We start from the raw sequence: 12,579 nt of genomic DNA, 5'->3' as shown, positions 1-12,579 counted from the left end.
CGATGTGCGAGCTGCGGGCGGCGAACCCGATGCGGATCGAGCCGACGCGCCCGGGGCGTGACGGCACGTTCGCGGCGGTCTCGCCCTACCGGCGGGCCGAGCCGGCGACCGGCGACCTCGCCGCGCGCGTGACGAGCTACGTCGTCCTGACGCTCGACCCGGCGGTGCCCGACGTGGCCGCGGACTACTGGATGCACAGCGAACGCTTCTACCGCGCGGTGGCCGGCCCGATCGGCACCCGGCTGGGGAGCGACCTCGCCTACCGGCGGCTGGTCGCGCACCCGACGGACGCCGATGCCGAGCGCGCCCTGGCCGCGCGGGTGGCGGAACTGTTCGAGGAAGACCCGGCCCTGGCCGGGGAACTGGCCGCCCGGGCCGACGTCGCCGACGACAACGTCTACATCAACTACTTCCGCGGCCCGGACTACACGCTCGACGCGCGGACCGCCGACGTCGAGCGGCTGACCGGCCTCGCCGCCGGCGCGCCGAGCCGCCCGGACGGGCGCGGCGACGAGGTGCTCGTCGTCGTCCCGATCTCCGACCGCGACGGCGCGGGCCGGATCCGCAACCTGATGGCGTGCCTGCTCGCCCTGCGCGACCAGACGATGCCCGCGTCGGACTACCGGGTGACCGTGGTGGAGTTCGACGAGAAGCCCCGGTGGCGGGACCGGATCGAGCCGCTGGCCGACCACTACCTGCACGTCACCGGGCACGGCCTGTTCAACAAGTCGTGGACGGTCAACGCGGGCGTCCGCCACACCCTCGGCGCCGCCCGTACGTTGTGCCTGCTCGACGCCGACATCCTGGTCGACCGCGACTTCCTGCGGCGCAACCACGCGCGCTTCGCCGAGCACGGCCACGACGCGCACCTGCCGCACACGGAAATGCTGTCGCTGGACGCGCAGGCGAGCGACCGCCTGATCGAGGACCGCTGCGCCGGGCGTTCCGCCGACGTCCCGCTCGCCGGCGCGCGCGGGCTGCTGCTGCGGGACGTGCCGGGCGCGTGCCTGTGGCTCACCCCGGAGCTGTTCACCGCGGTCGGCGGGCTCGACGAGCGCTACCGCGGCTGGGGCGGCGAGGACGAGGACATGCTCTACCGCGTCGCCACCGCGGGCACGGCGATCCAGTTCGACGACGTGTTCGTCCACCTGGCCCACCGCCGCCCGGCGATGCGGCGCGAGGACGGGGCGCCGTTCAACGCGCACGTCCCCGTCGGCACGTGGACCGGTGAGCAGGGCTACGGCGACCTCGAGCGCGGCACCGGAACCGATGACTAGCGCCGTTCTTCCCCTGCGCCGGGAGCGGACCGCTGTCGCCACGGTGTTCTTCGTCGTCGGCGTCATGCTGGGCACGTGGTTCACGCGCGTGCCGGAACTGCGCGCGGCGCTGGACCTGGACTTCGCCGAACTCGGTGCGGTGCTGCTGTTCCAGACGGTCGGCGTGCTGATCGCGATGCAGGTGGCGGGGCACCTGTCCGCGCACCTGGACACGCGCACGGTCCTGCGCTGGACGGCGGCGCTCGTCCCGTGGTGCCCGGTGCTGGTCACGGTGACGTCGGGCCCGGTCGCCGCGTCGGCCGCGATGCTGGGGTGGGGCCTGCTGGCGGGCCTGCTCGACGTGGCGATGAACGCCCAGGGCGTCGAGCTGGAACGGGCCGGGGGCCGCCCGTTCCTGAGCGGCCTCCACGCGGTGTGGGGCGCCGGCGCGCTGGTGGGCTCGCTCGGTTCGCTGGGCGCGATCCGGGCGGGAGTGCCGCTGGGCGCGCACTTCGACGTGGTCGCGGCCGTGTTGTGCGTGCTGGCGCTGGTGGCCGGGCGGCACGCGTTGCCGGAGACCGTGCGACGCGGACCGCGCAAGCCGGTGGGCCTGTTGTCCGGCTGGACCCGCGCGGTCCTGGTCCTGGGCGGTCTCGGCGCGGCGGCGGCGTTGTGCGAGGGCGCGGTCTCGAGCTGGTCCGGCGTGTTCTTGCGAGAGCAGCGCGGTGCGGCCGTCGAGGTGGCTTCGCTGGGGTACTTCGTGTTCGTGCTGGCCCAGACGTTCACGCGGGTGTTCGGCGACCGCGCGCACCGCATCCTCGGCCCGGTGTCGTTGCTGCGCTGGAGCATGGCGGCGACGGTGGCGGGCGTGCTGGTCGCGGTGCTTTCGCCGGACCCGTGGATCGGCCTGGCGGGCTTCGCGGTCCAGGGCTGCGGCCTGGCGGTGGTGATCCCGGTGATCTCCGGCGCGGTCGGGCATGGGGCGGGTGGGAACACGAGCCTGGCGATCGCGCGGTATTCGACGTTGCACCAGGCGGGCGTGCTGGCCGGGCCGGCGTTGTTCGGCTGGCTGGCGCAGACGTGGGGGATCAGCGCGGCACTGGCGTTGCTGGTGGTGCCGCTGGCCGCGATCGCGGTGCTGGCAACGGCGACCCGTCCGGCGGAGCAACCGGAGGCGGTCCACCAGCGCGCGGCGTGACCCGGCCGCCACGCCGGCCTTTCAAGATCGGGAATCCCCTGGAACTGCTTGAACACGCAACCAGATGCGAGTACTAGTGGCACCAGGACCAGTACGGTCCGTTGGCTCTTCAGGGGAGAATCATGCGTCTTGGTTTCAGCCTTCCGGTCTTCGGCAAGGCGGCGGCCACACCGGGTGGGATCGCGCGGTACGCGCGCGAAGCCGAGCGGGCCGGGGCGGCGAGCCTCTGGGTCGGTGACCGGCTGCTCTCGCCCGTCGCCCCCGTCGTGCCCTACCCGGGTTCCGACACCATGCCCGAAGAATTCCACACCGCGCAGGACCCGTTCACCGCGCTCGCGGTCGCCGCCGCGGTGACCGAGACGGCGATCCTCGGGTCCAGCACCATCAACGCCACGCAGTACCAGCCCGCCAACTTCGCGCGGCTGCTGACCAGCCTCGACGTCGCCAGCAACGGGCGCCTGCTGCCCGGGCTCGGCATCGGCTGGTCGCCGGACGAGTACGACGCCGTCGGGATCCCGATGTCCGAGCGCGGCAAGCGGCTGGACGACCTGCTCGACCTGCTCGGCAAGTGGTGGAGCCAGGACCTGGTGTCCCACACCGGCGTCGGCTACACGATCGCCGAGAGCCACGTCGACCTCAAGCCGGTCCGGAAGCCGCCGGTGCACCTCGCCGGGTTCGGGGAGAAGGCGCTGCGCCGCGTCGCCGAGCGGGCCGACGGCTGGCTGCCCGTCTGGTCGGTGCCCGAGGCGTTCCCGGCGAACGTCCTGACCGACACCCTCGCCAAGCTCCGCGCCGGTGCCGAGCAGGCCGGCCGGGATCCGGGGGCGCTCGGCGTCGCGCTGCGCGTGAACGCCGCTCCGGAGACCAAGCCGGAGCTCATCGCCGAGTCCGTCGTCAAGATCGTTTCGGTGCTCGAGCCGGACGAGGTCTTCGTCGACATCAGCTACCTGACCAGCAGCGTCGAGGAGCACCTCGACCTCACCGGCCGCCTGCTGGAGCTCACCGCGCAGGGCTGACCGACGCCGCGCGGCCCTCGTCGAAGAAGGCCTTGATCGCCGGGGCCCCGCCCAGCTCGGCGAGCGGCCGCGCGGCACCGAAGGGCGCGTTCCAGAACGCGCCTTCCCGTTTCTCGAACGGGCCGACGTACGCGTACGGCTCGGCCAGGTGACCGTCGCCCGGGGAGACGCCGTAGTCGACGTCGTCGAGCGTGCCGGCGACGTCGAAGTGCTCCGGCCACAGGATCGGCACCACCTCCGGCGCGAAGTCCCGCAAGGCGCGGTCGCCGTCGGCGAAGGCCCGCAGCACCACGGCCACGGCGGCCGGGTCCAGCGCGAGCACCTCCTCGACGCCGACGCCCGGCCCGTCGCCGTACACCCCGGCCGGCGCGCCCGCCTCGATCCCCGCCTCCGCCGCCACCTCGGTGAAGGACCGGCCGTGCAGGGCGATGCGCGTCTCCGGCGTGACGAGGTCGCCACCCACCACCCGCAGGTCCGGCGCCACGACGGTGGCGAAGCCGCCTTCGACGACGCGCAGGTCGATCCGCCCGCCCGCCCGCCACTGCGGGCCCGCCAGCAGCAGTTCCGCCGCCCCGTGCAGGAATCGCCGGGTGCTCGGGTCGCTCATCTTTTCTCCTCCGCGGCCGTTTGGATTCCCAGTGTCCTCGAAACCCGCGGAGACCCGTCACCCGCGCAATGCGCGATCATGAACGAACTACCACAGTATCTTGCAACATCGAACAACATCCTGCACACTGCGAACACCCGGCGCCCGGCGAGTCCACCCACGTCGAGATCGAGGAGTTCCCATGCACCCTGCCTCGTCACCAGGCTCGCGCCGCAGACGCGCCGCCGTCGCGGTCGCTGCCGCCGTGCTGGTCAGCACGGCCGCGCCCGCCGAAGCCGCTCCGCCCACCAGCGGGTACACCGTCTCGGTCCAGTCGACGGGCTCGTGGTCGACGCCGACCGACTCGCCCGCCAGTCCGTACCTCGACAAGGACGGCACCTTCTACTTCCAGCAGTCCGCGGCCCTGTACGGCGCGACGCAGCCCCGCGAATGGGAGTTCTACAGCGGGCGCGACTTCGACAGCTTCACCAAGAACGCCATCAGCGACGCCGTGAACCCCGCGGACCCCGAAGACCGCAACAACGACACCACGAAACGCTGCAACACCAGCCCGACCGGGGTGGAGGCGACGAACCCGCCGTCCGGGTCGAGCTACTCGCAGAAGAACTTCTGCGACCTCGTCGGCACCTGGGTCGACCCGGACACCGGCGACTGGTACGGCCTGGTGCACAACGAGTTCACGCCCCAGCCCTTCGGTGACGGCCTGCACTACGACGCCGTCGACTACGCGGTCTCCACCGACCAGGGCAAGACCTGGCGGATCAAGGCGCACGTCCTGACCTCGCCGTACAGCACGAAGCGCGGGGACACCGCCGCCTTCCCGAACCAGACCTACTACTACGGCGACGGCGACCAGCGGCTCTACGTCGACACCGCGTCCGGCTACTTCTACGTCTTCTACGGCTCGCGCGTCGTGGACAAGAACGGCGGCTGGAAGGCCTTCTACGCGCACGCCGCACGGGCGCCGATCTCGGCCAAGATGGCGCCGGGGTCGTGGCGCAAGTGGTACGGCGGGGCCTGGACCGAGCCCGGTGTCGGCGGCAAGGAGAGCAACCAGGTGCCGGTCGGCCCGGACAGCGCCACCGGGTACACCCCGGCGGCGAAGGAGTACAGCCCCGCGAACACCGGCACCGCGGACCAGCAGATCGCGGCCGGCAAGATGCCCGCGACCTCACCGTTGTTCGTCATGGACATCACCTACAACGCCTACCTCGGCCTGTACATCGGCGAGCCGCAGGCCGTCGACCAGAGCGGGAACGCGCCGCAGCAGTACTACGCCACCGACGACCTGGCCACGCAGAAGTGGTACCCGATCGGCGGCACCGGCGGCTACCACACCGCGTCGTGGTACCGGTGGTTCGTCGACGGCGTGAACAAGACCGGCTCGGCCGTCGTGGGCAAGAACTTCCGCGCGTACTGCTCCTTCGGCTGCTCCGGCGGCGCTTCCGGCGAGTACGTCAACGTTTCGATCGACAACCCGGCCCGGGCGGCGGTCCCGTTCGACCCGGCCAAGACCTACCGCATCGCGACCGCGGACGGCCGGGTGCTCGCCCAGAGCGGTTCCGCGACGACGTCGGTCGCGTCCGGTGACGGGTCGGCCGCCCAGGCGTGGTCGTTCACCGGCACCGGCGACGGTGCCTACCGCATCACCAACGCCGGGAGCGGCGGCCTGCTCGGCGTCGCCGCCACGTCGTCGGCCACGCGGGCGTGGGGGACCGCGCCGACGGTGACGTCCGCTTCCGGGGTGGGACAGCAGTGGTTCGTCATCCCCGGTGCGTCGGGGACGTACCGGCTGGTCAACCGCTACAGCGGCCTGGTGCTGGGCATGTCCGCGGCCCGGCCGGCCGAGACCACGCCGGTCCGCCACTGGACGGACACCACGGGCAGCCCGGTCGGCGGCGGGCGCACCGCGGCCCAGCAGACGCTGGCCATCACGGCGGTGGGCACCGCGCCCGTCCTGACCGGCACGCACACGCTCGCGGTGGGCGGCAAGGCGCTCGACGTGCCGAGCCACAGCACGGCCAAGGGCACGCACCTGGTCACGTGGACCGCGAACGGCGGCGCCAACCAGAGCTGGACGTTCACCGCGCAGCCGGACGGCTCCTACGAACTGCGCAACGCCGAGTCCGGCCTGTGCGCGGACGTCGACGGCGGCGCCACCACGGCCGGCGCGGCGATCATCCAGTGGACCTGCACGGGCGGGGCCAACCAGCACTGGAAGGCGACCCGGCAGGCCGACGGGACCTACGCGTTCGCGTCCGTCCACAGTGGCCTGCTGCTGGCCACGGCGTCCACTTCGGACGGTGCCGCGGTCACCCAGCAGGCCGCCGCGGACCGCCAGCACTGGACCCTCGGCTGAGTCAGGTCCGGCGAAGCGATGACGAGCCGAGGACGCCGAGGAGGCGGCGGACCTCGGCCGTCACCGCGTCGCGGCCCGCGCCCAGGTAGCGGCGCGGGTCCACCCGCTCGGGGTGCGTGCGCCAGTCGCCCGCGGCGGCTGCGGTGAAGACCTTGTTGAGCTGGGTCGCGATGTTGACCTTCGTCATCCCCGCCCGGACCGCCTCGGCCAGGCCGTCGTCGGACACGCCGGACGAGCCGTGCAGGACCAGCGGCACCGGGACCCGCGACCGCAGCCGCGCGATGAGGCCGAAGTCCAGCGCGGCATCGCGGGTGAGCATCGCGTGCGAGCTGCCGACCGCGACCGCCAGCGCGTCGACGCCGGTCGCCGCGGCGAACTCCGCCGCCTCGTCCGGGTCGGTGCGCGCGCCCGGGGCGTGCACGCCGTCCTTGCCGCCGACTTCGCCGAGCTCCGCTTCCACCCAGACGCCGTGGTCGTGGCAGAAGGCGACGACTTCCCGCGTCTCGCGCACGTTGTCGGCGTAGTCCAGTTTGGACGCGTCGAACATGACCGAGCCGAACCCGAGCCCGACGGCTTCCCGCACGAGGTCTCGGGATTCGGCGTGGTCGAGGTGCACGGCCACGCGCGCCTCGGCCACCCGGGCCGTGGCCAGCGCGGCGCCGCCGATCGGCGCCAGCGCGCCGTGGTAGCGCACGGCGTTCTGGCTGAGCTGCACGATCACCGGCGCGCCGGCCAGCGCCGCGCCTTCGGTGATCGCGGTGAGGTGTTCGAGCTGGATCGCGTTGAACGCGCCGCAGCCCCGCCGGGCGGCCGCGGCCGCCGCGACAATCTCGCCGGTGCGCACCAGCGGCATCAGGACTCCTGTTCCGGCCGGACGCGCACGGCGGCCAGCTCACGGTGGTAGTGCGCGAGGTCGACGTCGCCGGCGAGCGGCCCGAGCACCGCCGCACCGGACAGCGCGACGGCCCGGCGCAGGATCTCCGGCCACGGCTCGCGCCGGCTGAGCCCGAGCGCGAGGGCCGCGACGACGGCGTCCCCCGCGCCGGTGGCGTTTCCGGTGAGCGCGCCGGACGGCGTCGCGCGCCAGGTGCCCGCGGGCGTGACGGCAAGGAGCCCGTCGGCGCCGAGGGAGACGACGACGGACCCTGCCCCGGCCCGCATCAGCTCGCGGGCCGCCTGTCCGAGGTCGTCGAGCCCGGTGACCTCGCGCAGTTCTCCGGCGTTCGGCTTGACGACGGCGGGCCGCCCGGCCAGCCCCGCCAGCAGGGCGGGCCCGGAAGTGTCCAAAACGGACTGGCGGCCGGCGATCAGCCGCGCGTGGCCGTCGGGTGGTGCTCCGGGCGGCAGGCTGCCGGAGCAGACCAGCACCTCGGGTTCACGACGGCGGACGCGCTCGGCGAGCAGCGCCCACTCCGGCGCCGTCACCGCCGGTCCCGGCTCGTTGAAGAGCGTGACCGAACCGTCCACAGCGGACAGCACGGTGGTCGTCCGGCGGGTCTCGCCGCCGATCGGGACCAGCTCCGCGGCCAGCCCGGCCGCGCCGAGCTCCGCCGCCAGCTCGGAGCCGGTGGCCCCGCCCGCCGTGGCGATCGCGTGCACGTCGACGCCGAGCGCGTGCAGCACGCGGGCGACGTTGACGCCCTTGCCGCCCGCCCGGTGCCGCACGTCGCGCGCCCGGTGCACGGCGTCCGGCACCAGTCCGTCCACCGTGTAGGTGACGTCGAGTGCGGCGTTCGGCGTCACGGTGACGATCATGTGAGGACGACGGACCGCGTCAAGCTGCGCGGGTTGTCCGGGTCGAGGCCCTTCCGGCGGGCGATCGCCCCGGCCACGAGCTGGGCGCGGACGAGGTCGGCGAGCGGGTCGAGCCCGCTCTCGACGAACGTGCCGCCGGCTTGGCGGACGTCGTCGGCGAGCCCGTCCGGCGCGGAGCCGAACATCCAGGTCACCCGGCCCGGCTCGCTGATGCTGATCGGGCCGTGCCGGTAGTCCCACGCCGGGTACGACTCCGTCCACAGCAGGCACGCCTCGCGGAACTTGAGCGCGGCCTCGTTCGCGATGCCGATCGACCAGCCGGTGCCGAGGAAGCTGAACTGCTCCGCGCCGGTCAGCTCGTCCGGCAACGGCTCGGCCAGCACCCGCTCGGCCTGCGCGACGACGCCGGTCAGGTCCTCGCCGAGGTGCGCCCGCAGCACGGCCAGCGCCGTCGTGGCGAACCGCGTCTGCACGACCGAGCGTTCGTCCACCGAGGACAGGTCGACGACGGCGTCGGCGGTGCCGGCGACCTCGCCCGGCACGCCGGTGATCACCGTGGTCTTCGTCCGGCCGCGCAGCTTCGCGAGCAGCGTGTGCACCTCGGTCGTGGTGCCCGAGCGGGTCAGCGCGAGCACGTGGTCGTAGGCGCGGCCGACCGGGAACTCGGACGCGGCGAACGCGTCGGTCTCGCCGAGCCCGGCGGCTTCGCGCAAGACGGCGTAGGCCTGGCCGACGAACCACGAGGTCCCGCAGCCGACGATCGCCACCCGGGCGCCCGCCGGGGGCAGCCGGCCGTCGTTCGCCGCGGCCAGCGCCCCCGCTTCCCGCCAGCAGCCGGGCTGGCTGGCGATCTCCGCAGCCATGAAGGTCCCGCTCATGAACTCCCCATCCGTGCCGGTTGTGCGCAACACCTGACACGTTAGATGCAAGTTTGTGCAACGTCAACGCGGCAATCGATCACTTGCACGCAATGGATGCGTCGAGGTGCGAGCACGTCCCGAAGTGTGGTTACGTGCCTGATCACCCGAGCACCTCGGACTTTGGGCGGTGCACGGCTTGGTGGTCTCGGTGTTGACAAGTGCTCGAAAGCTGTTAAAACTGCGCAGCAACGCGCAGGAGGCGTGTTCTTCATCGATGTGGGCGGTGGCGATATGCGGCGGAGCAAGCTCATGGCGTTGACGGCGGGGGTGTCCCTCCTGCTGGCCGGGTGCGGCGGGGGTGCGGACACCGGCAGTGGGACCGGCGAGAACGCACTGCCCGGGGTCGACCAGTACCTGAACGCGCCCTGCCCGGAGGCCGCGGTCAAGCCGGCCACGGACAAGGAGTTCACCTACTGGGCCATGTGGACCGCCGACGAGCCGCAGGGGAAGGTGCTGCAGAAGGCGTTCAAGTGCTTCCAGGAGAAGACCGGCGTCAAGGTCGACGTCCAGTGGCTGGGGCGCAAGGCCTACACGCAGAACCTGGTGCCCGCGCTGAACACCGACGCGGTACCGGACCTGTTCGACCAGGACGTCAGCAAGGTCGGCGCGGCCATCATGACCCCGGGCGGCACGCAGGGCCTCGACGACGTCTTCGCGATGAAGGTCGGCGAGGGCGACAAGACGGTCCGGGACGTGCTCTCGAAGAGCTCCTACGACTTCCCGCAGAACAAGGACAAGACGGGCCAGAACTTCATGGTTCCGTACACCATCCAGTCGAGCGCCTGGTGGTTCAACAAAGACTCCGCCGGTGACGTCCAGCAGCCCAAGACGATGGACGACCTGCTCGCGCTGTTCGACAAGGCGAAGGCCGACGGCAAGGCGGCGATCAGCCAGGACGGCGACATCCCGTTCTACAACATGTACTTCTTCACCCAGCTCGCCGAGCGGTACGTCGGCGCGGGCGGGCTGAACAAGGCCGCCACCGACAAGACCGGCCAGGCGTGGAAGACCGACCCGGGCTTCCTCAAGGCCGCCACCGAAACCGCGAAGCTGCCCAAGTACTTCATCGACGGCTGGGACGCGGCGAAGTTCCCGCAAGTGCAGCAGCGCTGGGCCGACGGCGACTCGCGCTACCTCTACGTCGGTACCTGGGCGCCGAGCGAGACCCGCGAGTACCTGGACAAGCAGGGAGCCGGGACGAAGATCAACTACGGCTCCTTCCAGTTCCCGATGCCGGCCGGCGCCACGCACGACACCGTCGAGCAGATGTCGATCGGCTTCGCCGTGACGAAGAAGGCCAAGCACGCCGAGGCCGCCAAGGCGTTCATCGCCTACTTCCTCAACAAGGACATCCTCTCCGGCATCCCGGCGGTGGCCGACAACCTCGTGCCGCGCGCCGACCTCGCCGTGCCTGACGACCTCAAGCAGGTCAAGGCCGCGCTGGACGACCCGAAGAAGGAGCACGTCCTGCAGTACGACGGGATCGACGGGATCGCCGGCGGCAAGTGGCAGACCGACGTCTTCGACCCGGCCGACACCGCGCTGCTCAAGGGTGAGCTGACGCCGGAGCAGTTCGTGGACCAGCTCGCCGCCAAGGGTGCCGGCTTCTGGAAGAACCAGGGCTGATGGCCACGCTCACGACGACGACGGCGGCACGGGCTCAGGGGGCCCGTGCCGCCGGCGGCGCGCACCTGCGCCGCAAGAAACGGCTGTTCTGGCCGTTCGCCGCGCCCGCGCTGGTGCTGTACCTGGCTTTCCTGGTGCTGCCGACGCTCGGGACGGTGGTGCTGTCCTTCACGAGCTGGGCGGGCGCGGGGGACACGCCGAAGCCCAACGGCGTCACCAACTACACGCAGATGTGGGCGAGCGACTCGTTCCAGTACGCGTTCCGCAACACGCTGGTGTACGTCTTCGCCGGCGGCGTCGGCACGTTCGCGCTCGCGTTCCTGTTCACCATGGTGCTGCGGGACATGCGCGGCGGCAAGGTCGTGCGTGCCGTCCTGTTCTTCCCGAACATCGTCGCGCCGGTGGCGCTCGGCATGTTCCTCGGCTTCGTGTTCAAGTACCAGCCCGGCAAGCAGGGGCTGGCGAACTACGTCCTGGAGCACGTCGGCGCGGACGCGGCCAAGTTCCTGGCCCCGGCCAACGTGACCGGCGTGGTGACGGCGTCGCTGATCTGGGCCAGTTCCGGCTTCTACATCACCATCCTGATGGCCGCGGTCGACCGGATCCCGCCGTACCTCTACGAGGACGCGGAACTCGGCGGCGCGTCGCCGTGGCAGAAGTTCCGCAACATCACGCTGCCGATGACGTGGGACGTCGTGGGCGTCGCCGGGGTGCTGTGGACGATCAACGCGCTGAAGATCTTCGAGCTGGTGTTCGTGCTGGCCGGGCCGGGGACGTACGCCCCGCCGAACCAGGCGTGGACGCTCGGCATCTACGTGTTCGACCGGACCTTCGGCTCGAACGGCACGCCGGACTTCGGCGCCGCCTGCGCCTGCGCGGTGGCGATGATCGCGCTGGTGTCGATCCTGGTCGTGCTGCTGAGGCGGGTGATGCGCCGTGACGCGATCCAGTTCTGACGTCGTGCGGCGGGCGCCGCGCAAACCGAAGCCGGCCCCGGGCTCGCGCCGGTTCAGCCCGTTGCGGCTGCTGGGTTCGGTGTTCGTCTGGGCGTTCACCGCGGGCAACGTCCTGGTGCTGTACTGGCTGCTCACGGCCGCGTTCAAGACGCCGGTGGAGATCTTCACCAAGCCGTTCGCGCTGCCGTACCAGTGGTTCCACGTCGGCAAGCCGTTCCGGAACTTCAGCTACGCCTGGACCAACGCGGGCTTCGGCGACGCCGTGGTGACGACGGTGGTCCTGGTCGGCCTCGCGACGGTCGCGACCGTGGCCGTCTCCGCGCCCTGCGCGTACGCGCTGACCCGGCTCGGTGTACGCGGTTCCGGGCCGATGACGAACGTCGTCGCGATCGGCATGGGCGTGCCGTTCCAGACCGTGATCATCCCGCTGTTCGTGGTGCTGAGCCGGATCCACCTGGACAACGAGTACGGGCTCTTCCTGCTGTACGTCGCTTTGTCGATCCCGTTCACGGTGTTCCTGCTGACCGGCTTCTTCCGCTCGCTGCCGGACGAGCTCGAGGAAGCGGCCTCGCTGGACGGCGCCTCACCGGCCCGGACGTTCTTCTCGGTCATGCTGCCGCTCGCGCGCGGCGGCCTGATCACGGCGTTGACGCTCAACGCGATCGGCCTGTGGAACGAGACGCTGCTGGCCATCGTGTTCCTCAAGGACCAGGCGCACTTCACGCTGTCGCGCGCGCTGTTCACCTTCTACGGCGCGGCGAGCTACCAGTCGGAGTACGGCGGCCTGATCGCCGGCGTGGCGATCGTCGTGCTCCCGATGCTCGTGCTGTACCTCGTGCTCGCCCGCCGGATCATCACCGGCCTGACCCTCGGCGCCGGAAAGTAG

At 71.8% G+C, this 12,579-nt stretch carries 11 protein-coding genes; 7 read left to right on the top strand and 4 right to left on the bottom strand.

Annotated elements, in window-relative coordinates:
- The first annotated feature begins 2 nt into the window (after positions 1–2).
- The 3 genes from ACLJQM_RS38620 to ACLJQM_RS38610 all read left to right on the top strand — a co-directional run bounded on the left by ACLJQM_RS38620 (position 3) and on the right by ACLJQM_RS38610 (position 3,470).
- A complete protein-coding gene (locus ACLJQM_RS38620) occupies positions 3–1,277 on the top strand; it encodes a galactosyltransferase-related protein (protein WP_410635299.1) in 1,275 nt (424 codons plus the stop codon).
- Positions 1,270–2,454: an MFS transporter gene (locus ACLJQM_RS38615; protein WP_410635298.1), complete on the top strand. Its 1,185-nt coding sequence runs from the start codon at positions 1,270–1,272 to the stop codon at positions 2,452–2,454. The genes ACLJQM_RS38620 and ACLJQM_RS38615 overlap by 8 nt, the downstream gene beginning before the upstream one ends.
- Before the next feature lie 122 nt (positions 2,455–2,576).
- Positions 2,577–3,470 carry a TIGR03619 family F420-dependent LLM class oxidoreductase gene (locus ACLJQM_RS38610; protein ID WP_360778774.1) on the top strand — a complete coding sequence of 298 codons (894 nt, stop codon included), beginning with the start codon at positions 2,577–2,579 and terminating at the stop codon, positions 3,468–3,470.
- Here ACLJQM_RS38610 and ACLJQM_RS38605 read toward each other — a convergent pair.
- Positions 3,454–4,077, bottom strand: coding sequence for a hypothetical protein (locus ACLJQM_RS38605; protein WP_360778771.1), 624 nt, complete (start codon positions 4,075–4,077; stop codon positions 3,454–3,456). The genes ACLJQM_RS38610 and ACLJQM_RS38605 overlap by 17 nt on opposite strands.
- A gap of 181 nt (positions 4,078–4,258) precedes the next feature.
- Here ACLJQM_RS38605 and ACLJQM_RS38600 point away from each other — a divergent pair, with 181 nt between their 5' ends.
- A complete protein-coding gene (locus ACLJQM_RS38600; protein WP_410635297.1) occupies positions 4,259–6,436 on the top strand; it encodes an RICIN domain-containing protein in 2,178 nt (725 codons plus the stop codon).
- Between the two features lies 1 nt (position 6,437).
- Here the strand turns inward: ACLJQM_RS38600 and ACLJQM_RS38595 are convergent, their stop codons facing one another.
- Genes ACLJQM_RS38595 through ACLJQM_RS38585 form a run of 3 tightly spaced genes read right to left on the bottom strand, consistent with a single transcriptional unit; the run spans position 6,438 to position 9,069 of the window.
- Complete coding sequence (locus ACLJQM_RS38595; RefSeq protein ID WP_410635296.1) at positions 6,438–7,289, bottom strand: class II fructose-bisphosphate aldolase; 852 nt, start codon at positions 7,287–7,289, stop codon at positions 6,438–6,440.
- Positions 7,289–8,191: a 1-phosphofructokinase family hexose kinase gene (locus tag ACLJQM_RS38590; protein WP_410635295.1), complete on the bottom strand. Its 903-nt coding sequence runs from the start codon at positions 8,189–8,191 to the stop codon at positions 7,289–7,291. The genes ACLJQM_RS38595 and ACLJQM_RS38590 overlap by 1 nt, the downstream gene beginning before the upstream one ends.
- Positions 8,188–9,069: an SIS domain-containing protein gene (locus ACLJQM_RS38585; protein WP_410635294.1), complete on the bottom strand. Its 882-nt coding sequence runs from the start codon at positions 9,067–9,069 to the stop codon at positions 8,188–8,190. The genes ACLJQM_RS38590 and ACLJQM_RS38585 overlap by 4 nt, the downstream gene beginning before the upstream one ends.
- A 273-nt stretch (positions 9,070–9,342) precedes the next feature.
- Between ACLJQM_RS38585 and ACLJQM_RS38580 the strand changes: the two genes are divergently transcribed.
- From ACLJQM_RS38580 to ACLJQM_RS38570, 3 genes are read left to right on the top strand one after another with little or no spacing between them, the layout of a single operon-like run.
- Positions 9,343–10,737 (top strand): ABC transporter substrate-binding protein, encoded by a 1,395-nt coding sequence (locus ACLJQM_RS38580; RefSeq protein ID WP_410635293.1) that lies wholly within the window; start codon positions 9,343–9,345, stop codon positions 10,735–10,737.
- Entirely contained in the window at positions 10,737–11,693 is a 957-nt protein-coding gene (locus ACLJQM_RS38575; RefSeq protein ID WP_247014018.1) for a carbohydrate ABC transporter permease, read from the top strand. The genes ACLJQM_RS38580 and ACLJQM_RS38575 overlap by 1 nt, the downstream gene beginning before the upstream one ends.
- A complete protein-coding gene (locus ACLJQM_RS38570; RefSeq protein ID WP_360778750.1) occupies positions 11,674–12,579 on the top strand; it encodes a carbohydrate ABC transporter permease in 906 nt (301 codons plus the stop codon). The genes ACLJQM_RS38575 and ACLJQM_RS38570 overlap by 20 nt, the downstream gene beginning before the upstream one ends.

Source organism: Amycolatopsis sp. cmx-4-83 (genome assembly GCF_046548815.1).
GTDB lineage: Bacteria > Actinomycetota > Actinomycetes > Mycobacteriales > Pseudonocardiaceae > Amycolatopsis > Amycolatopsis pretoriensis_A.
The sequence above is the reverse complement of the archived record's forward strand: the minus strand, read 5'-3'. Positions and strand labels throughout refer to the sequence as shown.

What these genes read in the sequence shown, in the direction of transcription:
- ACLJQM_RS38620 (WP_410635299.1), top strand. Translation starts at nt 3, where the DNA reads ATGTGCGAGCTGCGGGCGGCGAACCCGATGCGGATCGAGCCGACGCGC.
- ACLJQM_RS38615 (WP_410635298.1), top strand. Translation starts at nt 1,270, where the DNA reads ATGACTAGCGCCGTTCTTCCCCTGCGCCGGGAGCGGACCGCTGTCGCC.
- ACLJQM_RS38610 (WP_360778774.1), top strand. Translation starts at nt 2,577, where the DNA reads ATGCGTCTTGGTTTCAGCCTTCCGGTCTTCGGCAAGGCGGCGGCCACA.
- ACLJQM_RS38605 (WP_360778771.1), bottom strand. Translation starts at nt 4,077, where the DNA reads ATGAGCGACCCGAGCACCCGGCGATTCCTGCACGGGGCGGCGGAACTG.
- ACLJQM_RS38600 (WP_410635297.1), top strand. Translation starts at nt 4,259, where the DNA reads ATGCACCCTGCCTCGTCACCAGGCTCGCGCCGCAGACGCGCCGCCGTC.
- ACLJQM_RS38595 (WP_410635296.1), bottom strand. Translation starts at nt 7,289, where the DNA reads ATGCCGCTGGTGCGCACCGGCGAGATTGTCGCGGCGGCCGCGGCCGCC.
- ACLJQM_RS38590 (WP_410635295.1), bottom strand. Translation starts at nt 8,191, where the DNA reads ATGATCGTCACCGTGACGCCGAACGCCGCACTCGACGTCACCTACACG.
- ACLJQM_RS38585 (WP_410635294.1), bottom strand. Translation starts at nt 9,069, where the DNA reads ATGAGCGGGACCTTCATGGCTGCGGAGATCGCCAGCCAGCCCGGCTGC.
- ACLJQM_RS38580 (WP_410635293.1), top strand. Translation starts at nt 9,343, where the DNA reads ATGCGGCGGAGCAAGCTCATGGCGTTGACGGCGGGGGTGTCCCTCCTG.
- ACLJQM_RS38575 (WP_247014018.1), top strand. Translation starts at nt 10,737, where the DNA reads ATGGCCACGCTCACGACGACGACGGCGGCACGGGCTCAGGGGGCCCGT.